We start from the raw sequence: 22879 nt of genomic DNA, 5'->3' as shown, positions 1-22879 counted from the left end.
CCGCCCGGTGAAAATTCAGCGACGTCGCCGACGGATGACGGGGAGCGCTATTCCGCGGCCTGTGCGTAGGGGATGTTCTTCTGCCCGAGGCGCCGCAGCCTGATATTGGCCTGCTCGGCGTGGCCGGCGAAACCTTCCAGCATGCACAGGCGCGAACAGTATTCGCCGATCTCGACGCTCGCCTCATCCGTCAGGATCTTCTGGAACGTGCAGGTCTTGATGAATTTTCCGACCCACAGCCCCCCGGTGTAGCGCGCCGCGCCCAGCGTCGGCAGCGTGTGGTTGGTGCCGATCACCTTGTCGCCATAGGCGACGTTGGTGCGTGCGCCCAAAAACAGGGAACCGTAATTGCGCATGCGGTTCAGGAACAGGTCCGGATCCTTCGTCATCACCTGGACATGCTCGGAGGCGATGCGGTCGGCTTCGGCGATCATCTCTTCGTCGGAGTCGCAAACGATAACCTGACCGCAGTTACGCCAGGCCTTTTCGGCATGGGCAGCCGTCGGCAGGATGGTGAGTAACCGCTCGATATGCTCCATCGTTTGGCGCGCCAGCACCTCCGACGTGGTCAGCAGGATCGCCGGAGAATCCGGCCCGTGCTCGGCCTGGCCCAGCAGATCGGTGGCGCAGATCTCGCCGTCCGCTGTCTCGTCAGCGATGACCAGTGTTTCCGTCGGTCCGGCGAACAGGTCGATGCCGACGCGGCCGAAGAGTTGCCGCTTGGCTTCCGCCACGAAGGCGTTGCCCGGGCCGATCAGCATATCGACCGGGCGAATGGTCTCAGTTCCGACCGCCATGGCGGCAATGGCCTGCACGCCGCCCAGGCAATAGATCTCGTCGGCGCCGGCCAGGTGCTGGGCGGTCACGATTGCGGCTGCCGGCTTGCCCTTGTAAGGCGGCGCGCAGGTGGCAATGCGATCGACCCCCGCCACCTTCGCCGTGATGACCGACATATGGGCTGAGGCGAGCAGCGGATACTTGCCGCCGGGTACGTAGCAGCCGACGGAGCCGACAGGGATGTTCTTGTGTCCCAGGATGACGCCGGGCCGGGTCTCGACCTCGAGGTCAACCAGGCATTCTCTCTGCTTCTGCGCGAAGTTGCGGACCTGTTCCTGCGCGAACTTGATGTCCTCGATCGCACGAGCCGGGAGTTCCGACACGCATTCCATGATCTCCTTGCGGGTCAGCCTGTAGTCGGCCCTGTCCCAGGCGTCGAACTTGACCGAATAGTCGCGCACCGCCGCGTCACCCCGCTCCGAAACCGCCGCGATGATGGCTTCCACGGCAGCTCGAACGGAGGGATCGCTGCCCTGTCCATTGACGGGGGCGGACGGTTGCTTGAGCTGACGTATCATGTCGCTTTCCTTATGCTGATGCGACGACCTGACTGTCGTGGCTTACCTTGAGACGAACCGTCTGGCGCACAATCAGGCGTCCGGGTTCAAGATGGAAAACGGGCTCCAGCCCGGGAGCGGCAAGATTGCTGCTCAGGATTTGCAGGCTCGCTTCGACCATGCGTGCGCGCCGTTGCCGAACGGTCGTGAGTTCGATACCGGACCAACTGGCCATCGGGATGTCGTCAAAGCCGATGAGAGAGATGTCGTCGGGCACGCGCAGCCCGAGGTCCAGTCGCAGGCCGTCCAGCGCGCCGATCGCCATGATGTCGTTGGCGCAGAATATCGCATCGGGTCTCTCGCCCTGGAAGACCAGGCGCTTGACCGCTTCGCGGCCGCTTTCATAGGTGTAGCCGCCATATTCCAGGGTCGGCATCGGCAGATCGAGATGGTCGAGCTGCTGCCGGAACCCCTCCAGGCGATCGCGGTTGGTCGAGGTGTCCTCGACGCCGGAAATGAAACCGAACGTCCTGTGGCCGGTATTGGCAAGAAAGGTCGCGACGGCCTTGCCGCCCTCGACATTGTCGCAGGTGACTACATTCAGGCCCGTCTTGTCGACATAGCGGTTGAAAAGGACGACCGGCAGACCAGCCTCGCGGCACTCGATGATCGCCTGCGAAGACAGGACTGCGGAAACCACGATGATGCCGTCGACACGATACTGAAGTACCTTGCGCACGACGGAATCGAAGTTTTCCCTCGGCCCGATCGTGAACAAGAGCAATTGCAAGCCGGCTGCCTGCAAGGCCTGGCTGAACAAAGTAAGGACCTCCCAGTAGAACGGGTTGTCCATCGATGCCACCACGATCGCGATCAGGCCGGAGCGCTGGGTGATGAGGCTGCGTGCCAGCGCATTGGGCCGATAGCCCAGCGCATCAGCTGCCTCCCACACCTTCTTGCGGGTATCTTCGGAAACCGACGGATGGTCCGCCAACGCTCGCGAAACCGTAGATTGCGAAACACCGGCCAGCCTGGCGACGTCCTGCGACGTGGCGAGCGGCTTGCGGCTACCTTCTGTCCTTGCGGTCACGGATGCCTCCCCATTTTATCGAAAATGGCTCCGTTATAGGGGTTCAACGCGCGATTGCACACGCAAAACGGCTTCGCCCCGAAGCACCTCGCTCTCACCGCAATGGCAGACCGTATCGAGAAAAACGCGGTTCTTGGCCGGATCGAGGCGCGTGACCGAGACCGTGGCCGTCACCGCATCTCCGGGCCGAACCGGCCCACGAAATTCGAGCGTCTGCCTGAGGTAGATGTTTCCGGGCCCCGGCAAACGGGTGCCCATCACGGCCGAGACGAGACCGCCGGTCAGCATGCCGTGCGCGATGCGCCCGCCGAAACGCGTTTTCGACGCCCACTCCTCATCGAGATGGATCGGATTGCTGTCTCCGGTGATGGCGGAAAAGGTCTCTATATCCTCGATCGTCACGGTGCGCGTGATGGAAGCCGACATGCCGACTCGTAGATCTTCGAAGAAATACCCCTCGTTTTCGGTCATGAGGCAATCGCTTTCATGGTCTCGCACAGCATGGGCGCCAAACGCTGCCGGATCTCATCGGGAACGCGTTCGGCCGTCTGGCTGGCGTAGTCGAAATAAACGTAGGAGCACTCGCCCAGCGCGCAGGGCGCCTCGTTCTGCAAGGCTACCTCACTGACGACAATGCTCTTGTTGCCGAGCTTGGAAATCCAGGTCGCGATGCGGACGTCGTGGGCCAGATAAATCTGCCTTTGAAACCGTACCTGCATGGCCACCACTGCCATGTTCCAATTGTCGAAGGAAAGCGCCGGCGAAACCGCACGGAAAAACGCGCGACGCCCAGCCTCGAACCATACCGGCAGCGTCGTGTTGTTGATATGGCCGCAGCCGTCCGTCTCCGAAACGCGCGGTGTGATCCATGTCGATACGGCGTTGGACGGGATTTGCATCAATGACCTCGCTGATGCGCAATTTCTGCATACGTATTCATTTGATGTCAAGCGCTAACTTTGTCTCCCTTTCGCTTGAAAGGGCCCATTGCGAGAACAGGTCCACAAATGGAAATTTACTGCCAAAAATCCCAACCGACGCCGGTGGCGTGATCCCTCGAAAAGAGAGGTCACGCCTTTCTCGCCCGGTCACGGAGACCCGCCGTCATGCCGTCGCTTGAAGCTAACGCCTGCCGATCCCCAATCCGTCGCGGATAGCCTCATAGAGGACACGGGCTTCTTCGCGCGCCTCGGGCGAAACCGTCACCGCGCGAAGGAAGCTGTGTTCGAGATTACGCGCAACACGGACCGTCGCCTTGACGCCGGCCTCCGTCAGTTTCCTGCCGTAGAGAATGCCCTCGTCGTAGAGCGGGTCGAGTTCCGGCACGTGAATGAAGGCGGGAGGAAGATTGCCGAAATTCGTAGCCTGTAGCGGCACAGCATACGGATCCGTCCGCGAAGCGCCGATCAAGTAGGAATCCATGATGAACTCCAGGTCCTTGCCGCGGAACTGCGGATCGTGATTGATGCGGATATAGCTGTCGGTCTGGTAGTCGGTGTTCATCGGGCCGGGATAGAGCAGTACCTGCAGCGCGATCTTCGGCCCTTTTTGGTCCCGTGCCTTCAAACTGACGGCCGCAGTCAACCCGCCGCCGCAGCTATCGCCAAGAACCGCGATTCTGTCGGGATCGATGTTGTAGCGCCTGGCGTTTTCGTGCAGCCACTCGAGCATGAAATAGCAGTCTTCCAGACCAGCCGGATACGGGTTTTCCGGAACCCGTCGGTAGTGCACCAGCACCACCTGCGCTCCCGTTCCAACCGCCATGTTGGCGGCGACTGTCGCATGGGTATCGAGGCTGCCCAGCATGTAACCCCCGCCATGCAGGTAAAGCAGCGTGGGCTGCGGAACGTCTGGCGACGCATCCTTGTGCCGGTAAAGCCTTATCGGAATCTCGCGTCCCGGTGCGGGGATGAACCGCTCGACGATTTCGAGACTGTCAGGATAGGGTTCACGGAAGACCGCGCAATATTCCTCGAACAGTTCCCGGCGCTCCGAGGGATCGGTCGGGCGCGGCTTGTCACGTCCGCGTGCCTTGTTGGCGATCCGTTTGTATTCACTCATTCCATGTTCGAGCATCGAATTGTCTCCTCACCTTTGACGGAACGGCTGCCGCACGGCACCTCGTCCGGGCTTTCCAAACCTGTATTTCTGCGTCGCAGCCTGTCAGATGATGGCTTCGATCAAGAATGGTCCTTTTCGCGATACGGCTGTGTCGAACAAATCACTGAATTGCTCGATCGTCTCGGCGCGGGCGGCTTCCACACCCATGCCGCGAGCCAGCGAGCACCAATCGAGGTCGGGCGCGTCGAGGTCCAGCATACGGCGTGCATTGCGGCCGAAATCGTTGACGCCGACATTGCGCATCTCACCTTGGAGGACCGCATAGGCGCGGTTGGCGAAGATGATCGTCACTACGTCCAGCCTCTCGCGTGCCTGCGTCCACAGACCTTGGACCGTATACATGCCGCTGCCGTCAGCCTGCATGGCGACGATCTTGCGATCCGGACAGGCGATGCCGGCGCCGACCGCCAGCGGAATGCCTTCGCCGATCGCGCCTCCGGTCAGCGGAATGTGGTCGTGCGGTCTGAGCCCCGGCGCGAGCGTGGTCAGCCTGCCTCCAGAGGTAATGGACTCCTCGCAGATGATGGCGTTTTCCGGAAGCCCGCGCGCAACCACGGTGCAGACGGAATCGGCATTGAGGGGTCCCGTCGGCATCGGGATCTGGTCTTGCGTGAAGCGATTGGGCACGAAGGGCGAATCCTTGCGCAGACCGATCTCCTCAGCCAGCATGCCGAGCGCCGCGGCAAGATCGTTTTCGTGGCTGGCCAGTTCAATGACCTCGCAACCGGGCGCAAGCATGGTGCCTGGCTTGCCGGGATAGGCAAAGAAGCTGACCGGCTGCCTGCCGCCGACGCAGATCGCCACCTCGAATTCGCGCAAGGCATGGATAGCCTGTTCGACATTGTAAGGGACCGGCCGTGCTGCGACCTGCCCTGCCCCACGCTCCGTCCGGTCCGAGGTCTGCGAAAACAGCGCCGCACCGGTGGCGGCGGCGATGCGCCCGGCCGACTCGAGTGCGACCGCGCGCAAGGCTTTCCCCGCAAGGATCATCGCCACGCGCTTGCCGCTGCGCAGTGCCCTGGCGGCGGCCGACAGTGTATCGGCGGAAACCGGCAGCGGCGCCGGACGCGCCACCGGCACAGGCATTTCGGCGGACAGTTCGCCCCATGCTGCATCGGCCGGCAGGATCATGGTGGAAACGCCGCGCCGACGCAGGGCCTCGGTGTAGGCCTCCTCTGTCCGGGCGCGCACGTCGCCGGGCCCTGAGATGCGGCCGACCCAGTGCGACATCGGCCGTGCCAGGCTCTCGATGTCGCTGGTCAGCGGCGCGTCGTATTGCAGGTGATAGCTTGCATGATCGCCAACGATGTTGACGATCGGCGTGCGCGCGCGGCGCGCATTGTGAAGATTGGCGAGACCGTTGGCGAGGCCTGGCCCGGTGTGCAGCAGTGTCGCCGCCGGCTTGTCGGCCATGCGAGCATAACCATCGGCAGCACCGGTCACCACACCTTCCGCCAGACCAAGCACGCACCGCATCCTTGGCTTGCGATCCAGCGCCGCCACGAAATGCATTTCCGACGTGCCCGGATTTGCGAAGCAGACATCGACGTCGTTGACGAGCAACACGTCGCAAAGCATGTCAGCGCCGTTCATACCTCACCTGTGCTTCCCTGCTGATCCGCTCCGGGGCAACTTCACGGCTGCCCCGAAAACGTTCTGGTACCGTTCCTCTTTTGGGACGCGCGGTCAGTCCTGCCAGAGTTCCGTCACGAGATCGGGATCGGTCTTCAGGCTTTCGCGGATGGCGGCATACAGGACCCGGCATTCAGCGCGCGCTTGCGGCGAAACCCTGACCGCGCGCGGGAAGCTGTGCTCGAGGTCGTGGGCGACTCGCACCGTCGCCTTGACGCCCGCCTCCTCCAGCTTTTTGCCGTAGAGGATGCCCTCGTCATAGAGCGGATCGAGGTCTGCCACATGGATGAAGGCCGGCGGCAGGCGGCTGAAGTCCTTCGCCTGCAGCGGCACTGCATAGGGGTCTGTGCGCGAGACACCGACCAGATAGGAATCCATGATGAATTCCAGCGTCTTGCCGTTGAACTGCGGATCGTGGTTGATGCGCACGTAGCTGTCGGTCTCGTAGTCGGTGTTCATCGGCCCGGGATAGAGCAGGACCTGCAGCGCGATCTTCGGCCCGTTGCGGTCGCGCGCCATCAGGCTGACGGCCGCCGTCAGGCCGCCGCCGCAGCTTTCGCCGGCAACCGCGACCCTGTCGGTGTCGACGTCGATATAATAGCGCTTGGCCTCCTCATGCACCCATTTGAGGATGAAGTAGCAATCCTCCAGCCCGGCCGGGAACGGATTCTCGGGGACGCGCCGGTAATGCACGCAGATGACCTGCGCGCCGGTGGCGAGCGCCAGGTTGCACAGCGGCGTCGTGTGGGTGTCGAGGCTGCCCAGCATGTAACCGCCGCCGTGGATGTAGTAGATGGTCGGCTGCGGCACGCCCTTTGGTGCCTTCTTGTGGCGGAACACCCGGATCGGGATCTCGCGGCCGGGCGCCGGGATGAAGCGGTCGAAGACCTGCAGGCTGTCGGGAACCGGCTCGTCGAACACTTCGAGCATTTCCTGCAACAGTTCGCGTCGCTCGACCGGATCGGTCGGCCGCGGCGCATTACGCCCGCGAACCTGCGAATTGATGATCCGCTTGTACTCGCTCATCCCATGCTCGCGCATCAAACTCTCTCCTTGTCTGTTGATGTCAGCCCAGCGCCGTTCCGGCGCATCGTTAAATGGATCACGCCTATGCCAGGTGGCACTCGACGATCTGCCTGGCCACTTCCCGCTTGCTCGGAGCCTCCATACGGCATCGTTCGGTGGCGATGCGGCACCTGGTATGAAAGCTGCAACCGGACGGCACATTGGTGGGGTCGGGAAAGGATGTGCCCAGATCGACTACCGGCAACCCCAAATCGGGTTCCGGCGTCAGAACCGACGCAAGCAGCGCCTGCGTGTAAGGGTGACGAGGATCGGACAGGACGGCCTTGGCCGGCCCCGATTCGACGACGCGTCCAAGGTACATCACGGCGATGGTATCGGCGACATGCTCTACCACAGCCAGGTTGTGGCTGATGAAAACGATCCCTATCCCCAGTTCGCGTTGCAAGTCCTGGATCAGATTGAGGATCTGGGCTTGAATGGAGACATCAAGCGCCGAAGTCGGTTCGTCGCAGATCAAAAGGTCGGGCTTGAGAATGAGCGCCCGCGCCACTGCGACCCGCTGGCGCTGGCCGCCGGAGAGTTGGTGCGGAAAGGCGTCGTGCACCCGCTTCGGCAGCCCCACCTTGTCCAGCAGGTCCGTCGCGGCAACCCTGCGCGAGCGGTGGTCACCGATCTTGTGGACGGCGAGCGGCTGGGCCACCGTTTCCACCACCGTGCGCCGCGGATTGAGCGTCGAATAAGGGTCCTGGAAGACCGGTTGAACGCGCCGGCTGAAATCCATGCGCGAAATACTGTCGACCGGCTGGCCGCCTACCGAAATCTCGCCAGCGTTGGCCGGCACAAGGTTCAGCAGGATCTTGGCGAGAGTGGATTTGCCGCAGCCGGATTCACCAACGATGCCGAGCGTCTCGCCCTTGCGCAAGGTCAACGAAACCTCCCGCACCGCTTGCAGGCGCTTGCCGGCCGAGAACCAGCCGGCCGAAAGCATATACGTCTTCTGGACGTCCTTCACATCGAGAAGGAGGTCATGGGTCTCAGCCAACGGCATGACGAGCCTCCTTGATTGCTTGCAGCGGGTGGAAACAGCGATAGGCGTGCGAGTCGCCTTCCAATGGCACGGCGTTTTGCGTGCAGTCGGCTTGCCTCCGTTCGCAACGGGACGCGAAGGCGCAGCCATGGATATGAGATGTCAGATTAGGCACGGTGCCGGGGATGGCCTGGAGCCGGGTGTACCTGTCCCCTTTGCCCGGAACGGGAATGCTGCGCAGAAGCCCGGCCGTATAGGGATGGCGTGGCGTACCGAACACGACATTCGTCGGACCGGTCTCGACGATCTGGCCGGCATACATCACCGCCACTCGGTCAGCGACCCGAGCAACGACGCCCAGATCATGCGTGATGAGGATGACCGCGATGCCGAGATCGGTCTGAAGCGTCTTCAAAAGCTTCAGGATCTGAACCTGGATCGTGACGTCGAGGGCACTGGTCGGCTCGTCGGCAATGATAAGCGCCGGCTCGCACATCAGCGCCATGGCAATCATCACGCGCTGGCGCAGGCCACCTGACAGTTGATGCGGATATTGCGCCAGCCGCGCCTGCGCATTGGAAATACCGACGCGTTCCAGAAGCTCGATGGCGCGCGCGCGCGCCGCAGCCTTACCAGCACGGCGGTGGCGCTGATGCACCTCCATCATCTGGTTGCCGATGGTATAGGCCGGATTGAGGCTGGTCATCGGATCCTGAAAGATCATGCCGATCTGGCTACCGCGCAGAGCGGCGAAACGCTGTTTCGAGAGGGACAACAGATCGATGTCGCCGAACGTCATGCGCTCGGCGGTGAGGTTGGCCTGGCGCGGCAGAAGATTGAGGATGGACAGGGCGGTGACGGACTTGCCGCTGCCAGATTCGCCGACCACGCACAGCGTCTCGCCGCGACTGACCTCAAGGTCGAGTCCCCTGACGGCGTGAACGCTGACGTTCTCACTGGCAATGTCGACCCGCAGGCCGCGTACGTCGAGGATCCTGTTCATTGCCGGCCTCCTGGGGCGGAGACGTCGCGGATGCCGTCGCCGAGGAAGTTGATGCCGATGACGAGCAGAAAGAGCGCGACACCGGGGATCGCAATGACCCATGGCGAGAAGTAGATGTAGTCGCGCCCTTCCGAGATCATCAGCCCCCATGAGGGGAGCGGTGGCTGCACGCCGAGACCAAGGAAGGAAAGCGCGGCCTCCAGCAAGATGGCGTGTGCCACCTCCAGCGTTCCAACGACCAGGATCGGTCCCATGACATTGGGCAGCACCTCGCCCAGCATGATGCGCAACGGCGAACAGCCGATGGCGCGGGCGGCGAGGAAATAGTCGAGATTTCTGACACGCATTACAGAAGCCCGCGTCACCACCGCGAACCGGTCCCACAGAAGAAAGCCCAGCACCATGATGACCACGCTCAGCGAATTGCCCACCAGCCCGACGACGGCAAGCGCGACCAGTATCACCGGCATGGCCAGACGCACCGTGATCAGGAAGGAGATGGCAAGATCGACCCGGCCGCCGAAATAGCCGGCCAGCAGGCCTAGGGTGATGCCGATAACCGCCGCGATCGCGGCGGTGCCGAAGCCGATCAGCAGCGAAATCTGACTGCCATAGATCAGACGGCTGAGATAATCGCGACCGAGCGAATCCGTGCCGAGCAGATGAGCCGTCGTTCCGCCATCGGCCCAGATCGGCGGCACCATACGCTCGGTCAAACTTTGCAGATAGGGATCTGTCGGCGCCAAAAGCGGCGCCAGGATAGCGACTGTGAAGGTCAGCAGGACCAGGAAGCCGCCGACGGTGACACCCCGGTGGCGCAGCAGTCTGCGCGTCAGGGAAAGCCCTGCCGACGTTGCCGGCTGGTCGATTTCCAGACTTTGCACGGTCATGAACGCACCCGAGGATCGATGAAGGCGTTCAGCAGGTCAGAAAGCAGCGTAAGAACGACGAAAATCATCGAGAAAAGAAGGACGATCGCCTGAACGACCGGGAAATCAACGCGCTGGATGGATTCCCAGCTCAAATAACCGATCCCCTGCATGGCAAAGACCGTCTCGATCACGGTCGAGCCGCCGAGCAGAAAGCCGAATTGCACGGCCGCCACCGCCACGACAGGCATGATGGCGTTGCGAAGCGCATGCTTGAAGATGATCTGGAAGCCGCTCAGCCCTTTCGCGCGGGCGGTGCGGATGTAATCAGCCCCGAGAACCTCGATCATGCCCGCCCGCGTCAGGCGCATGATGGCGGGCGATGCATAATAGGCCAACACGATCGACGGCAGCACGAAATTGGCCCAAGTGTCCGAACCGGACAGCGGCAGCCACTGCATCCGGACGCCGAAGAAGAACATCAGCATGAGGCCGAGCCAGAAACTCGGCATCGCCTGACCGACGACCGCCACCGACAGCGCCAGCCGATCGATCCAGCTGTTTTGCTTCATGGCCGCAATGATGCCAAGTGGCACTGACACGACGATGGCGAGGCTGAGCGCAATGCTGGCAAGCGTGAACGTCACGGGCATCCGTTCGAAGATGATGTTCATCACTGGCTGATTGAAATAATACGATGTTCCAAGGTCGCCTGAGAGCACTCCTTTCAGCCAGTCGAAATACTGGAAGATAAGAGGACGGTTCAAACCATAGGTGATCCGGATCTGTTCGACCTGCTCTACGGTCGCGGATTCACCGGCAAGCGCCTGTGCAAGATCGTTCGACAGTCTCAGGGTTCCGAACGAGACAGCCGAAACGGTAAAGGCGACCAGGATCGCCAGTAACAGCCGTTGTATCGCATAGCGGGCCATGTCGGATTCGCTGCCTTTCCCTGGTTGAAGCCAGGAGCGGGAGAAGCTTCCCTCGCTCCTGGCTGGACGATCGAAAAGGTTCCTAGTTCCAGTTGGCGAGATACCAGCGCTGGACTTCATCCTTCTCAGGCGTGAAGTTCAGGTTCTTGGCCAGCACATAGTTGGTCGTCACGCTGACCAACGGCACCCAGTAAGCCTGGTCCAGGATGCGGTCCTGGGCCTGCTTATAGAGCGCCTCACGCTTGGCCAGATCGTGCTCGGCGTTCGCCTTCTTGAGGGCATCCAAGACGATCGGATCACGCGAGAGATCCGATTCCGTGCCGCCGAAGTAGTTGTTGAAGGCCAGAGAAGCATCGCCGAGGCCCCAGAAGCCGGTGCCCAGGTTGAAGATGGGAGCCTTGCCCGAGGTCCACTTCTCACGGAATGGCCCAAGGATCAGGAATTCCAGTTTTGCGCGAATGCCGGCTTTGTTCAGGTCGCCGGCCGCAGCCTCGGCGATATAGCGGAAAGACGATCCCGTAAGCGTGGTGTCGAGCCCATCGGGATAACCCGCCTCCGCGAGAAGTTCCCGCGCCTTGTCCGGATTGTAGTCATAGACGACACCAGGCTTGGGACAAGCCGTTTGCGCGACCGCGCAGATGGTGTCGAGTTGCTCGGAAGCACCGCGCACGAGATTTTCCGCGATGGATTTGCGGTTGATGGCATAAGCTACTGCCTTGCGCACACGAACGTCCTTAAACGGCCCTTCCTGAAGGCCGAAAGCAAGGACCGAGACTCGGTAGGTTGGCGAGCGAACGACACGAACCTCGGGCATTTTTTCAAGCTGGTCGGTCTGGTCGGCGGAAATTCTCCAGATAAAGTCCGCCTGCTTGGTCATTATCTGACCAACCATCAGGTTGTTGTCCTTCTGGGTCCGCACAACGACGTTTTTAATAGCCGGAAGCTTTTGGACCCGCCCTTGAAATAATCGTCGTTTCGCTCAAGTGCGTATTCGACGCCGGGTTTGAAAGATGCCACTTTGTAGGGGCCGGTACCGATCGGTGCGGTTGCGAAGCCGTTGGGACCGACCTTGGCGTAATATTCGTTCGGATAAATCGGCACGCCGAGCGATAAATATTCCAGGGCGGAAGCAAGCGGGTACTTGAGTTTGATCCGGACCTTGTACTTATCGATCTTTTCAGCGCCGGCAATCCACGAAACCATCATCAGCGAGCGGACCTTGTTGGCGGGGTCCGCCACGTAGTTCATCGTGAAAACGACGTCGTCGGCATCGAATTCCTCGCCGTTTTGGAAGCGCACACCTTCGCGCAGCGTCATGACAAGGCTGGTATCGGATTCCCACGACCACTCCGTCGCAAGGTTGGGAAGGATTTTGCCAGTTGCGGGGTCGCGATCGACAAGCCCGTCCCACACATTCCTGGCCAGGCTCAATGCCTCATGGTCGATGGCATAGTAGAAATCGAGTGTCGTGGTTTCACGATCCCACACGACGTTAATCGTATCGTCGGACTTGCCGGCATTCGCTGACGTGGATAGCAGCACGGCAGCAAGAGCAGCCATCCCCATTGAAACCATCTTTTTCATCACTTCCTCCTTGTGATCCCGCGACGGAACGCAGGAACAAATCCCCAGGTGACCGCCCTCAAAGATCCAGCACAGGACCGCAGCCTGGCAAATCTGACCGGCACGACATTTGAAAGGACTTGCATCCCGCATTCAAAAAGATCGTCAAAATATGCATACGTATGCAATGAACGTCAAGAAATTTATTTCCACACCTCCAGCCTCCTTCGATAAGGCCTCGACCGCCGCATCGAGATCCTGGCGGGATTTGACCGAATCCGACCCGACGCCGATCCCGTCGCTACAGTTTGCAAGGGCTATGCCGCAAGGCGAATCGACAGCTCGCATCGGACTCGACCTCATCCTGCCGTCTACAAAAGACCGGCAGGGAGAGGAGGTGCGGATTCTTCACAAAGGTATCCATAAGAGCTACCCGCAATGAGCAAGCCGATGGCGAACCCAGACACTCCGACCGACGAGAGTCGACTTCGAACGGGGCGTTCAAGGCGTAGCGCCTCGATCAGCGGCATTTTATCGTTTGGCCGCCAAGTCATACCGGGCCTTTTGTCGGGCGGCTCGGGCCGCAGAGCATGGAGAGCCGACGGCACACAAGACCGGCCGTCCTACTGCAAGGGGCCGCTGTCGGAGCACCTGAACTTCTTCGTCGCCTTACCAGGCATCGATTTTCAGAAGCAGACCAATATGTCCCGGCCGACCTCACGGCCTGACCCGCAGATGCCCCAAGATTGCGGATGATGGCGCGAGCCGGTGAATATGGAGACGTGCAGAATCTTTGCCGCTATTCCGGCAGGCCAGTCGTACTTAGCGCATCACCAAGGCATTCGGCGAGCGCCGGGGCACAGTTAACCGCCGCGAACTGTCGAGAGTAGCGAAACGTTGGATGCAGTTCACGGACACGCGCGGCGGCGGCCCTCGCTTCGTCTAGCCGGCCAAGTTTGACCAGCGCAGCGGCCAATTGCACATAAGTGATGCTATGTGCCGGATTGGCGTGAACGGACTTGTAGGCGGCACGACAGGCTTCTTCGTAACGGCCACGCAGCAGATGGCTCATGGCTTGCGCATCAAATGCGGCCCAAGCCCAAGAATCGAAGGGGCTCAGCCGCATACCCTGCTCGCTCCATTCTAACGCGCGTTCGGCTTCGCCTCCCCATCCGAGAACGACGCTGCCGAGTATGTATGTCAGCGCGGATGACGGGCTGATAGCCAGTGCAGCTTCCAACACCGTGAATGCGGCGGAGCGATCGTGCCCGTCCATGCCGATGGAAAATCCAGCCCATGTCAAAGCGAGCGCATCGTCCTGCCCGTGGACGATGGCCAATCGGGCGTGTCGGATAGAGGCAGCGCGGTTGACCTCCTTAAGGCCGGCGCGAAGGAATAGGCAGTGGTGGCACATCGCGGCATTGCCATGTGCAAGCGCATAAGTGGGTTCGAGCGCGATCGAACGATCCAGAAGCGCCAATGCTCTCGTCACCTGCTCCGGCATACCTGAATCGACGTCGGGCTGGGCGCGCAGCACGAGATCGTAGGCATCGAGACTGTCAGGGCGTTTCCGCCTGACGCGTTCGATCTCGGCTTTCCGTACGCTCGACGCTAGCGCGCCCACTACTGACAGTGCGATCTGGTCTTGAAGCGCGAAAATATCTTGTGAGCTGCGGTCGTAGCGCTCTGCCCAAACGTGCGCGCCGGTTGAAGCGTCGATCATTTGGCCGGTCACGCGCACGCTATCGCCGACCTTGCGTACACTACCCTCGAGCACATAGCGCACACCAAGCTCATGGCCGACCTGCTTCACATCCACGGCGCGGCCTTTGTAGGTGAAGGTCGAATTTCGCGCTATGACGAAAACCCAGTTGATCCGCGCCAAACCCGTGATGATGTCGTCGACCATCCCATCGGCGAAGTATTCCTGCTCCGGATCGCCGCTCAGGTTCGAGAATGGCAGGACGGCGATAGACGGCTTGTCAGGCAATGTCGGTGTTGATGCCGCCCCTGCCCCCGCGGTCGCCGACGCATCAGAAACGTTGGTAGCGACTGCAGGTCCGACATAGCGGTAGCCGTGGCGCGGCAGCGTTTCGATCCAGGTCTCAGCATCTGCCGTCTCTGCCAGCACGCGGCGCAAGGCTGCGATCTGAACCGTCAGATTGTTATCTGCGACCGCCAACCCGCCCCAGGCGGCTTCGACCAGCACATCCTTGGACACCGGCGCGCCGGCGTTTTCAAGAAGCCTGCACAGCAAAGCCACGGCACGCTGCCCAAGCATGGTCGGCTCGGTCCCTCGGTACAGAATGCCCACCTCCGCATCGAGGCGGAACGGGCCGAACTGATAGAGGTCGCTCCCGACTGTCATTCGATGATTTTAGCAGATATTTGGGAACAAATTCACGACTTCCCGGCGCCGACCGCAGATCTTGGAGACGTGCTTGCAAAAGCAGGCACCTAGCCGAAGGAGGATCACATGAGCGCCGACGTCGTCATTCGCATGCCCGATGAGAGGAAGGGGGTCATGCTGCGCGGACACCCTATGGTTTTCCTCGTCACCGGCGAAAATACCAAACACACTAGCATGTTCGATTGGACGATCCCGGCGGGGTTCGCCACTGGGCAGCACGTTCATCGAGTGCAGGAGGAAACCTTCTACCTGCTCGAGGGCGAGTGTGAGTGGCACGTCGGCGACAGGACGGTCCGCGCAACGCCCGGAACCTATCTGTTCATCCCGCCGGGGATACCGCACAACATCACGAATATCAGCGAAAAGCCGGCTCGCGTGCTGATGACCGTCTCGCCGCCAGGGCATGAGCATTACTTCGAAGAGCTCGCCAAACTGGCGGCGCAGGGTGCGCCGGATCCAAAAGCGCTCGCCGAATTGCGAAACCGCTACGACACCAATCAGCTCTCGACTTTGACAACACGTGCGTAGGTGGCGAAAAGCCGTCCTACCTAACCGCGGTCTCCGGTGTTGCCGCTGGTTATGTCGGCGGGCGCGAGTCGTCGTCGATTCGTCGCCGGGGCCTGTAACCTAGTCCGGAATGGTCAACGCCCCGCAATCAGGGATGGCTGGTCTGGCCGCCGGTCAAGACGGTCGCCGCGGCAGAGCATCAACAACGGTCAGATCCCGATCGTAGTATAGGCGTCGCCAGCATGGGACGGACGAGAAGAGAGCGACGAGCCTTGCACGGAACGGATACGCTCCTTGGGGGCGCCCTCACCTGTCCCAAGGCGGCTCCTCGCCGAAGCGGTCGGCGAGGAGCCCGACGAAGCTGCGGACCTTGGCGGAAAGGTGCCGCCGTGAGGGATACACCGCATGGATGGAGCGCCCCACCGGCTTGAAGTCCGGCATCAGCGGCTCCAGGCGTCCGGAACGGATGTCCTCTCCGACCAGGAATGTCGGGCACAGGATGATGCCAGCGCCCTTAAGCGCGGCATCGCGCAGGATTTGGCCGTTCGTTGCCGTCATGCGCGCCGCAACTTTCACAGTCACGTCCGCCTCTGGCCCCTCGAAACGCCAATTTCCACGATCCGCACGCAACGCATAGTCTAGACAATCGTGTTTGGTGAGGTCCGACGGCTTCATGGGCCGCCCATGTCTCGCCAGATAGGCTGACGACGCACAGACGATCTCGCGGGATGGCGCGATCCGGCGGGCAATCAGATTCGAATCCTTGAGCGGAGCAATACGTACCGCGACATCGAAACCTTCATCGACCATGTCGACGACGCGGTCATCCAGGACGAGTTCAATCGAGACCCCCGGATACATTGCGAGATAATCCGCGAAGATCGACCCGAGATGAAGGGCGCCGAAGGAGATCGGGGCGCTGACACGCAGCACTCCGCTTGGACGCACCATGTTCTCCGCCGTGCTCGTCCGGACCTCCTCTACATCCTCCAGTATACGCAGGCTGCGCTCGTAAACCGACGCGCCAGCTTCGGTCAGGCTGATACGACGTGTCGTCCGGTTAAGGAGACGTGCGCCGAGCCACTCTTCCAGCAATTGCACATGCTTGCTTACGGCCGCCGGTGAAAGTCGCATCTGTCGGGCCGCCTTCGCAAAGCTTCCTTCGCCGACGACCTTCGCGAATACGGCCATGCTGGTGAGGCGGTCCATTCTCCGCTCCATTATTCACGCTTTGTGAATTCACTATGCCCGGATAGCTCAATTCTCAATCACACGCGGACAAATTATCTGAATCCACGCGGGAACGTCGCCGATACCGGGGCATATACCCGGCCGCGGGTCCGAACCTAACAACGAGGGAAAGATGTCCGTTCTGTCCAACACGTCTCCTTTTGAATCGATCTCGCCGGTGCGGTGGCTTCTGCCGCTCGGTCTGCTGACCTTCCTGGGATTCCTCGCGATTGGGCTCCCGCTTGCCGTCGTCCCGGGCCAGGTTCACGGCACTCTCGGATTCGGCGCGTCTTTGGTTGGGCTGGCGATGGGCGCGCAATCGGTCGCGACACTTTTCACCCGGCAATATGCCGGCAACATCGCCGACGCAAAAGGAGCCCGCAGCGCCGTGTTCAAGGGCCTTCTGGCCTGCGCGCTGTCCTGCGTCATCTATCTTGCCTCGGTTTGGTTTGTGGCCATACCGCCGTTCAGCCTTGCGATATTGCTAGCAGGACGCGTACTCCTGGGTCTCGGCGAGAGCCTGCTGATCACTGCATCCATGGCCTGGGGCATTGGGCTTCTCGGCCCGCAGCATAGCGGTCGGGTCATCGCATGGTCCGGCATTGCCATGTACGGCGCGATGGCGATCGGTGCGCCGGTGGGCGTTCTGATCGAGGATGCGTTCGGTTTTGCGGGCGTTTCGCTGGCAGCAGGGCTTGCGCCCCTCGCCGCCACGCCATTCATTTTGCTATTGAGGCCCGTTCAACCGAACGCTCGACCGAGGCTTCCGTTCCTCAAAGTCGTCCGGATGGTTTGGCTGCCGGGAATGGGCGTGACGCTGGCGACATTCGGCTTCGCCCTTCTTATCGCGTTCGTTACCCTTCTCTTCGCTGAAAAGCGATGGGAAGGTGCGGCCTGGGCGCTGACTATTTTCGGTGTCGGCTACATCCTCGTGCGACTGCTCTTCGCCCGAATGCCCGATCGCTTTGGCGGCGCCAAGGTAGCTGCGGTGTCGCTGGCGATAGAAGCCGTCGGCCAGGTTTTACTCTGGCGTGCCGAAACCCCGGAGATGGCGTTCATAGGCGCCGGCCTTACAGGCATCGGCTATTCGCTCGTGCTGCCCAGTTTCGGCGTCGAAGTGGTTCGCCGTGTTCCGGCTCAAAACCGCGGTGGCGCGCTCGGAGCCTTCGTCGCCTTTTGGGATCTCACCATGGGCATTGCTGCCCCGCTTTCGGGCGTGGTTGTCGCAAGCGAAGGATATTCGGCTGTGTATCTCGTCGGCGTCTGCGGAGCAGCGCTTGGGGTGATCGTCGCTCTGATCTTGAAAGCCGGCGCGGCTGAGAAGCCCGTTCCGTAGTCAGACCTCATCGCACAGACGACAGTTTCAGGGCCGGAAGCCACCCGTCCGGCCCCGTGACGTGCCCGGCCCATAGCTTCCCGTCGACAAGCGACCTCATTGTGGTCGTCTATCGTCATGAATGTTTCGAGATTTTCGTGACTGCGGCGACGATTTATGGACCATCCCGTCTGTCCAGCAGAAGACTAAGCATAGCTAGAGAGCCTTATGGTGCCTTCTTCAAAAAAGCTGGTCCTGCGAGCATTGGCAGGAGAGCGGACTGAACGACCCCCGATCTGGCTAATGCGTCAGGCAGGCCGTTACTTGCCGGAATACCATGTCACGCGTGAAGCCGCCGGAGGTATGCTGAGCTTGTGTAACTCGCCTCAATATGCGGCGGAGGTCACGCTCCAGCCGATTCGGCGCTTTCAGCTTGACGCTGCGATCCTGTTCGCCGATCTCCCGCAACTCGCGGCGGCACTTGGACAGACTCTTGAGTATCGCGATGGCGACGGTCCTGTCCTAAGTCCGCCAATCCGTTCCCCCGATGACATCCAACAGCACCTGAGCTTATCGCGTCTCCATGAGGAGTTGGCCCCAATCTACGAGACGGTTCGGCTGCTGTCGGCGTCCCTTCCCTCGGATGTCGCTCTCATCGGCTACGCTGGTGCACCGTGGACGGTGGCCACGTACATGGTCGAAGGTAGGGGTGGAGGCGAGACCGATCATGCGATTATCAAGCAATGGGCGCTGACCGACCCAAGTGGATTTCAACCGCTCATCGACATGCTGACCATTGCGGCAACCCAATTCTTGGGACGACAAATCGAAGCTGGAGCCGAAGCAATACAAATATTCGAGAGTTGGGCCGGAATATTGCCAGAGCCGTTCTTCAGACGTTGGTGTGTTCAACCTGTCGCTAATATCATTGAGGCACTTCGACAGAGATACCCTCACATACCTGTCATCGCCTTCCCCCGAGCTGCAGGCCTCTTATATCAGGGGTACGCTCAGGCTACCCATGCTAATTGCATTGGACTCGATAGCACCGTCTCATTGGGCTGGGCCTCCGGGGCCATTCAGCGAAGGCTGGGTCGCTGCATCCAAGGTAACCTCGACCCGCAATTGCTGGTTGTTGGCGGGCAGGCGCTGGCTACCGATGCTGAACGCATTCTTCGTCATGCGAGCGAAGGGCCGTTCATTTTCAACCTCGGGCACGGTATCCTAAAAACTACACAACCCGAACACGTCGCAGCATTGGTTCGCCAGGTGAGGGCTTGGCGTTCGTAGCAGCTCTCGCCTCTCCCTCATGAAGTCGCGGAAATCCCAAGTTCTACGACAATATCATCGGAGCTGATTTCCATGGTGACGGAAAGCCCGATGCTCGCGGATGGCGGTATGTCCGTTCGGCTGACATAGAGACATCAATCCTACCCGCCTGGTCGCGTCCACCACGCGGGACAAAAGCCGCCATCCGCAGGCGCTATTTCAGGGGCAGGAACAATTCAACGACCACTTCATGCGCCGGCATCTCCGCGATGGGCGAGAGCCGGCGTTGACAATAGATCGGGAAGTCGCGCGCTTCCTCGCCGCTGTCCGGCAGCCAGTCACGATAGAGGTAGAGCGCTGCGGGTTCGAGATTGTTGGTGTTGCCGGGATAGCGCAGCACCGCGCAGCGCCCGCCCGGGATTACACCGGCCTTCATCCCCTCGTCGCTCGCCTCGATCGGTTGGTCGGTGCCGACGCACAAGTCCATACTGTAGTCGGCCGGGTTCGCGGGACACCTTTCGGATCGAAAGACCATGAAGCTGGAGCGGCCTGTCTCGGGCGACAGGCTTGCCGCCTTGCACCAGGCCTTGAACCGCTCGATGGTCGCGCCGAGCGTTGCCCGGTCGCCCCGATGCTCCATGATCGCCACCGGCGTCGGGGGCATGTCGCGGATCGTCACGTCGTCGGGAGTAAAGATGATCTGCATGAGCTTGTTCCTTGCGTTGTCCAGAGGCCCGAAGGCCGCGAACCACGGCGCCCAGTCGGGCGACTTCCGGAACGACGAAGGCGATTGCCCGAACCGTTGCCGAAAGGCGCGGGCAAAGGCATCGGGAGCATCGTAACCGGCATCCATCGCTATGTCGGTGACACTTTCGGCGTTGTTCCAGGCCAGTTGGCGCGAAGCGCGCCGCATGCGGGCAAGCTGGACATAGCGATGGACGGACAACCCGAAGGTCGCCGCAAACTGCCGGTGGAAATGAAACTTCGAGAAGGCGGCGACCCGGCCCAGCGTTTCCAGGTCCAGATCGCCATCGAGATGCCGGTCGATATAGTCCAGCACCCGCAGCATCCGGGCATGATAGGTCCGAAGCGCCGCCTTCATCGTTTCGTTCTCCGTGGCAGCCCCATCTAGCGGTTCAGCGCCATGACGCGCTCGACTGATCTTGCGGTTTCGGCGGATCACGTATGGTTCTAAACGTGGATCGCCAGCGTCCCTACCGCCGCTGCCACCAGAACGACGGCGCCCGGCAGATGGCTCCATTCACGACAGCGGATCAGCGTCGCCGCCGCCGCCAACAGGATCACGCTACTGCCTATCGCGCCGGCCCACCATGTAGCCGGCACCAACAGCAGTAATCCTGCCACCACCTCGAGCCCGCCTGTCACCCGATGAAAACCGGCTGGATAACCCCAGCGCACAAAGGACTCGCGCACTGACCGAGGACCGACGAAGTTGACTGCTCCGGCCCCGATCATCACGACGCCGAGCGCAATCGGAAGCCCGATCGCGAAGAGTTTGACCACTGGCATAGGATGGCCCTCACGCTGCCGGCTGCCGGGGTCCGCCATGCGTACCCGGCTGACCAAGGGGCGCCAGGGCGCCGATCTGGGTGAAGATGTCGAGCGTGTTGAGTTCGTCCCAATGCTCGATGAGGCGTCCATCCTCCACACGCCAGATATCGATCGAACGCATGGCGAAGGCATTGCCTGTCGCAGGATAGCCGAGGAAGTCGCCACTGTGCGTCCCCTGGTAGCGGTAGCGGCCCACCAGGCGCGAGCCATCCGCCGAGACGAAGACGTCTTCGGCGTACACCTTGAGGTCGGGCACGCCCGCAATGATCGCGCCGAAGACCGTCTTGACGCCCTCCCGACCGGGCTCTGTAAAGGCATTGTGGTTTATATAGTCGGGCGCGACGATCTCGTCGAAGCGCGACACGTCGTGACCGGACACGATCTCGGCGAACAGGTAGCCGAGGGCCAAAGGATCGGTTGACATTGAAGTCTCCTATATTAAACGAGACTAACTAGTCTCGCCGTGACATATAGCGAGACTAGTCAGTCTCGTAAAGGATCGCTGATGACTATCTCTACCTCGCCCCGCCCCGGACGCGCCCTCGACCCCGCCAAGCGCGCGGCGATCCTCGAAGGCGCACGCGCCGTCTTCATGCGCGAGGGGTTCGCTCAAGGTTCGATGGACGCGGTTGCCGCCGAAGCCGGCGTGGGTAAGCAGACCATCTATCGCCACTTCCGGTCGAAGGAGGCGCTGGTCGAAGCGCTGGTCGAGGCGATGTGCGCGCCGGAGGTCGTCCGGCCGCCGCCAAGGTTGCTGCCGGCCGGACAGCGACTTCGCGAACTGCTGCTGACGTTCGTGGCAGGCGTTACCAGGCCGGACAGCGTCCGGCTTTATCGCGCCATCGTCGCCGAGGCCGAGCGGATGCCGGGCCTGGGACGCCTGTTCTGGGAGGCTGGACCGCGCCAGGTCCGGATTGCAATCGCACAGCTATGGGCCGAGGAGCACAAAGCTGCGACCGCGCCTGTCGTCGCCGAACAACTCGTCCAACTGGCGCTGGGCGATGCGTACCAGGAACTAGTCCTGGGAACCGGGTCGCCCAGGCCCGAGGTCTTCGAGCATCAGATCGATGCGGCCCTGGCGCTCTGGGAGTGACGTCACGCCAGCGTCGCGATGGGAAGGGCGGTGGCAGACGATCCCGCGGTGATCAAAGTGGGAATCAATTTCCGTCTTCTGCGAGGGCCGTATCTTCCAAGGGCAAATTCGGGGGCCGGAAGGGGCCGAGAGCCTGCCGCGGCGGCGTGACTCAAATGAAACGGCCTCCGGCGATCCGGGATGGTTCGAACCTGCATCGAGAGGACTCGCAACCTGATTTGTGACGAACTTCAGTTGCAGGTGACTAAGGGCATTTCACACCGAATGCCTTCGCTGACCTCTGACGGCTCAAACACTCAGGTTCCCAGCGCTTCGAGGCGGGCAATGGCGGCTGCCAGCCCTTTTAGGGAGATGGAGAGCGTGACTTGTTTGGCGTCGGAGCTTTGCACGTTCACCTTGAGCGCCGTGCCGTTCTTAAGCACCGCGGCTTCCTCGGCGTCGAAGGTGAGCGGCACAAGGCATCCGGCGGGCAGGCATGTGGAGAAGCGCACTGGTTTCTGCGGCGCCGCAGCGTCAACCTGCAAGGCGGCGCCGGCATCGAGAGAAAGTCCGAACGGCAGGACCAGATTGCCCGAGAGCCCGCCATCGGCGCTCCGGCGCAACTCGATCGCAAGCACACGCTGCCCGTTCTGCTGCATCTGCTGCTGCGAGATTCCACAAACCGTTTTGGGCGTGCCCTGACAAGAAAGGCTCCAGTCCTGATATGTCTCCTGGAGAGAGGACGCGCCGCCAGGCAGCTTGGAAGCGGCCTCTTGAGCAATTGCCGGCGTGCACAGCATCAAAGACGCTGCAACGGCTGCAAGAGTGTTGGACGAACGGGTCACCACGAAATGCTTATCCTTCTGATTGTAGCGGCGGTAAACGCATGCTGGGCATTTTGTGAACG

General features: G+C 61.3%; 24 protein-coding genes. 5 read left to right on the top strand and 19 right to left on the bottom strand.

All coding sequences use genetic code 11. From position 1 onward, the window contains the following. Positions 1-47: 47 nt before the first annotated feature. The 13 genes from hisD to FGU64_RS23685 form a co-directional block, all read right to left on the bottom strand. On the bottom strand, positions 48-1355 hold the full coding sequence (gene hisD, locus FGU64_RS03150) for a histidinol dehydrogenase (RefSeq protein WP_139950844.1): 1308 nt from the start codon (positions 1353-1355) through the stop codon (positions 48-50). Positions 1356-1365: 10 nt separating this feature from the next. After that, positions 1366-2328, bottom strand: coding sequence for a LacI family DNA-binding transcriptional regulator (locus FGU64_RS03145; RefSeq protein ID WP_246671231.1), 963 nt, complete (start codon positions 2326-2328; stop codon positions 1366-1368). 129 nt (positions 2329-2457) lie between these two features. Then, a complete protein-coding gene (locus FGU64_RS03140; protein WP_139950842.1) occupies positions 2458-2895 on the bottom strand; it encodes a MaoC family dehydratase in 438 nt (145 codons plus the stop codon). Beyond that, positions 2892-3323: a thioesterase family protein gene (locus FGU64_RS03135; protein WP_139950841.1), complete on the bottom strand. Its 432-nt coding sequence runs from the start codon at positions 3321-3323 to the stop codon at positions 2892-2894. The genes FGU64_RS03140 and FGU64_RS03135 overlap by 4 nt, the downstream gene beginning before the upstream one ends. 223 nt (positions 3324-3546) lie before the next feature. Beyond that, a complete protein-coding gene (locus tag FGU64_RS03130) occupies positions 3547-4500 on the bottom strand; it encodes an alpha/beta hydrolase (RefSeq protein WP_139950840.1) in 954 nt (317 codons plus the stop codon). 87 nt (positions 4501-4587) lie between these two features. Next, positions 4588-6138 carry an acetolactate synthase large subunit gene (locus tag FGU64_RS03125; RefSeq protein WP_139950839.1) on the bottom strand — a complete coding sequence of 517 codons (1551 nt, stop codon included), beginning with the start codon at positions 6136-6138 and terminating at the stop codon, positions 4588-4590. Positions 6139-6231: 93 nt separating this feature from the next. Beyond that, a complete protein-coding gene (locus FGU64_RS03120) occupies positions 6232-7218 on the bottom strand; it encodes an alpha/beta hydrolase (protein WP_180375622.1) in 987 nt (328 codons plus the stop codon). A 67-nt stretch (positions 7219-7285) separates the two neighbouring features. Further along, positions 7286-8251 carry an oligopeptide/dipeptide ABC transporter ATP-binding protein gene (locus FGU64_RS03115; RefSeq protein WP_139950837.1) on the bottom strand — a complete coding sequence of 322 codons (966 nt, stop codon included), beginning with the start codon at positions 8249-8251 and terminating at the stop codon, positions 7286-7288. Further along, positions 8238-9233 (bottom strand): ABC transporter ATP-binding protein, encoded by a 996-nt coding sequence (locus tag FGU64_RS03110; protein ID WP_139950836.1) that lies wholly within the window; start codon positions 9231-9233, stop codon positions 8238-8240. Before FGU64_RS03110 ends, FGU64_RS03115 begins: the two co-directional genes overlap by 14 nt. Beyond that, a complete protein-coding gene (locus FGU64_RS03105) occupies positions 9230-10123 on the bottom strand; it encodes an ABC transporter permease (protein WP_139950835.1) in 894 nt (297 codons plus the stop codon). Before FGU64_RS03105 ends, FGU64_RS03110 begins: the two co-directional genes overlap by 4 nt. Then, the gene (locus FGU64_RS03100; RefSeq protein ID WP_139950834.1) at positions 10120-11034 is read right to left on the bottom strand and encodes an ABC transporter permease; all 915 of its coding nucleotides are present in this window, start codon (positions 11032-11034) and stop codon (positions 10120-10122) included. Before FGU64_RS03100 ends, FGU64_RS03105 begins: the two co-directional genes overlap by 4 nt. A gap of 82 nt (positions 11035-11116) precedes the next feature. Then, complete coding sequence (locus tag FGU64_RS03095; protein WP_281405286.1) at positions 11117-11926, bottom strand: ABC transporter substrate-binding protein; 810 nt, start codon at positions 11924-11926, stop codon at positions 11117-11119. Further along, the gene (locus tag FGU64_RS23685; RefSeq protein ID WP_180375620.1) at positions 11926-12618 is read right to left on the bottom strand and encodes an ABC transporter substrate-binding protein; all 693 of its coding nucleotides are present in this window, start codon (positions 12616-12618) and stop codon (positions 11926-11928) included. Before FGU64_RS23685 ends, FGU64_RS03095 begins: the two co-directional genes overlap by 1 nt. Positions 12619-12784: 166 nt before the next feature. Here FGU64_RS23685 and FGU64_RS03085 point away from each other — a divergent pair, with 166 nt between their 5' ends. Then, positions 12785-13039 (top strand): hypothetical protein, encoded by a 255-nt coding sequence (locus tag FGU64_RS03085; RefSeq protein ID WP_139950831.1) that lies wholly within the window; start codon positions 12785-12787, stop codon positions 13037-13039. Between the two features lie 357 nt (positions 13040-13396). Here the strand turns inward: FGU64_RS03085 and FGU64_RS03080 are convergent, their stop codons facing one another. Then, positions 13397-14965, bottom strand: coding sequence for a winged helix-turn-helix domain-containing protein (locus tag FGU64_RS03080; RefSeq protein ID WP_139950830.1), 1569 nt, complete (start codon positions 14963-14965; stop codon positions 13397-13399). Positions 14966-15073: 108 nt separating this feature from the next. Between FGU64_RS03080 and FGU64_RS03075 the strand changes: the two genes are divergently transcribed. Next, the gene (locus FGU64_RS03075; RefSeq protein ID WP_139950829.1) at positions 15074-15535 is read left to right on the top strand and encodes a cupin domain-containing protein; all 462 of its coding nucleotides are present in this window, start codon (positions 15074-15076) and stop codon (positions 15533-15535) included. 285 nt (positions 15536-15820) lie between these two features. On the opposite strand, the gene FGU64_RS03070 is transcribed toward FGU64_RS03075, so the two are convergent. Continuing rightward, positions 15821-16723, bottom strand: coding sequence for a LysR family transcriptional regulator (locus FGU64_RS03070; protein ID WP_139950828.1), 903 nt, complete (start codon positions 16721-16723; stop codon positions 15821-15823). Between the two features lie 154 nt (positions 16724-16877). Here FGU64_RS03070 and FGU64_RS03065 point away from each other — a divergent pair, with 154 nt between their 5' ends. Beyond that, the gene (locus tag FGU64_RS03065) at positions 16878-18080 is read left to right on the top strand and encodes an MFS transporter (RefSeq protein WP_139950827.1); all 1203 of its coding nucleotides are present in this window, start codon (positions 16878-16880) and stop codon (positions 18078-18080) included. 207 nt (positions 18081-18287) lie between these two features. Further along, complete coding sequence (hemE, locus tag FGU64_RS03060) at positions 18288-19349, top strand: uroporphyrinogen decarboxylase (RefSeq protein ID WP_139950826.1); 1062 nt, start codon at positions 18288-18290, stop codon at positions 19347-19349. Positions 19350-19542: 193 nt separating this feature from the next. Here the strand turns inward: hemE and FGU64_RS03055 are convergent, their stop codons facing one another. The 3 genes from FGU64_RS03055 to FGU64_RS03045 all read right to left on the bottom strand — a co-directional run bounded on the left by FGU64_RS03055 (position 19543) and on the right by FGU64_RS03045 (position 21324). Continuing rightward, a complete protein-coding gene (locus FGU64_RS03055; protein ID WP_139950825.1) occupies positions 19543-20430 on the bottom strand; it encodes an AraC family transcriptional regulator in 888 nt (295 codons plus the stop codon). A gap of 89 nt (positions 20431-20519) precedes the next feature. Beyond that, positions 20520-20858, bottom strand: coding sequence for a DoxX family protein (locus tag FGU64_RS03050; protein ID WP_180375619.1), 339 nt, complete (start codon positions 20856-20858; stop codon positions 20520-20522). Positions 20859-20868: 10 nt separating this feature from the next. Continuing rightward, positions 20869-21324 carry an ester cyclase gene (locus FGU64_RS03045; RefSeq protein WP_139950823.1) on the bottom strand — a complete coding sequence of 152 codons (456 nt, stop codon included), beginning with the start codon at positions 21322-21324 and terminating at the stop codon, positions 20869-20871. Positions 21325-21405: 81 nt separating this feature from the next. Here FGU64_RS03045 and FGU64_RS03040 point away from each other — a divergent pair, with 81 nt between their 5' ends. After that, a complete protein-coding gene (locus tag FGU64_RS03040; protein WP_139950822.1) occupies positions 21406-21993 on the top strand; it encodes a TetR/AcrR family transcriptional regulator in 588 nt (195 codons plus the stop codon). 296 nt (positions 21994-22289) lie between these two features. Here the strand turns inward: FGU64_RS03040 and FGU64_RS03035 are convergent, their stop codons facing one another. Further along, complete coding sequence (locus FGU64_RS03035; RefSeq protein WP_246671230.1) at positions 22290-22820, bottom strand: invasion associated locus B family protein; 531 nt, start codon at positions 22818-22820, stop codon at positions 22290-22292. Between the last annotated feature and the right edge of the window lie 59 nt (positions 22821-22879).

Origin of the sequence: Mesorhizobium sp. 8, assembly GCF_006351905.1 — a bacterium.
GTDB lineage: Bacteria > Pseudomonadota > Alphaproteobacteria > Rhizobiales > Rhizobiaceae > Mesorhizobium > Mesorhizobium composti.
Note: the sequence above shows the minus strand (reverse complement) of the source record. Positions and strands in the feature narration are given on the sequence as shown.

Bases quoted from the DNA above. Each gene is read 5' to 3' on its own strand.
- hisD (WP_139950844.1), bottom strand. From the start codon at position 1,355: ATGATACGTCAGCTCAAGCAACCGTCCGCCCCCGTCAATGGACAGGGC.
- FGU64_RS03140 (WP_139950842.1), bottom strand. From the start codon at position 2,895: ATGACCGAAAACGAGGGGTATTTCTTCGAAGATCTACGAGTCGGCATG.
- FGU64_RS03135 (WP_139950841.1), bottom strand. From the start codon at position 3,323: ATGCAAATCCCGTCCAACGCCGTATCGACATGGATCACACCGCGCGTT.
- FGU64_RS03130 (WP_139950840.1), bottom strand. From the start codon at position 4,500: ATGCTCGAACATGGAATGAGTGAATACAAACGGATCGCCAACAAGGCA.
- FGU64_RS03125 (WP_139950839.1), bottom strand. From the start codon at position 6,138: ATGAACGGCGCTGACATGCTTTGCGACGTGTTGCTCGTCAACGACGTC.
- FGU64_RS03120 (WP_180375622.1), bottom strand. From the start codon at position 7,218: ATGCGCGAGCATGGGATGAGCGAGTACAAGCGGATCATCAATTCGCAG.
- FGU64_RS03115 (WP_139950837.1), bottom strand. From the start codon at position 8,251: ATGCCGTTGGCTGAGACCCATGACCTCCTTCTCGATGTGAAGGACGTC.
- FGU64_RS03110 (WP_139950836.1), bottom strand. From the start codon at position 9,233: ATGAACAGGATCCTCGACGTACGCGGCCTGCGGGTCGACATTGCCAGT.
- FGU64_RS03105 (WP_139950835.1), bottom strand. From the start codon at position 10,123: ATGACCGTGCAAAGTCTGGAAATCGACCAGCCGGCAACGTCGGCAGGG.
- FGU64_RS03100 (WP_139950834.1), bottom strand. From the start codon at position 11,034: ATGGCCCGCTATGCGATACAACGGCTGTTACTGGCGATCCTGGTCGCC.
- FGU64_RS03095 (WP_281405286.1), bottom strand. From the start codon at position 11,926: ATGGTTGGTCAGATAATGACCAAGCAGGCGGACTTTATCTGGAGAATT.
- FGU64_RS23685 (WP_180375620.1), bottom strand. From the start codon at position 12,618: ATGAAAAAGATGGTTTCAATGGGGATGGCTGCTCTTGCTGCCGTGCTG.
- FGU64_RS03085 (WP_139950831.1), top strand. From the start codon at position 12,785: ATGAACGTCAAGAAATTTATTTCCACACCTCCAGCCTCCTTCGATAAG.
- FGU64_RS03080 (WP_139950830.1), bottom strand. From the start codon at position 14,965: ATGACAGTCGGGAGCGACCTCTATCAGTTCGGCCCGTTCCGCCTCGAT.
- FGU64_RS03075 (WP_139950829.1), top strand. From the start codon at position 15,074: ATGAGCGCCGACGTCGTCATTCGCATGCCCGATGAGAGGAAGGGGGTC.
- FGU64_RS03070 (WP_139950828.1), bottom strand. From the start codon at position 16,723: ATGGACCGCCTCACCAGCATGGCCGTATTCGCGAAGGTCGTCGGCGAA.
- FGU64_RS03065 (WP_139950827.1), top strand. From the start codon at position 16,878: ATGTCCGTTCTGTCCAACACGTCTCCTTTTGAATCGATCTCGCCGGTG.
- hemE (WP_139950826.1), top strand. From the start codon at position 18,288: ATGGTGCCTTCTTCAAAAAAGCTGGTCCTGCGAGCATTGGCAGGAGAG.
- FGU64_RS03055 (WP_139950825.1), bottom strand. From the start codon at position 20,430: ATGAAGGCGGCGCTTCGGACCTATCATGCCCGGATGCTGCGGGTGCTG.
- FGU64_RS03050 (WP_180375619.1), bottom strand. From the start codon at position 20,858: ATGCCAGTGGTCAAACTCTTCGCGATCGGGCTTCCGATTGCGCTCGGC.
- FGU64_RS03045 (WP_139950823.1), bottom strand. From the start codon at position 21,324: ATGTCAACCGATCCTTTGGCCCTCGGCTACCTGTTCGCCGAGATCGTG.
- FGU64_RS03040 (WP_139950822.1), top strand. From the start codon at position 21,406: ATGACTATCTCTACCTCGCCCCGCCCCGGACGCGCCCTCGACCCCGCC.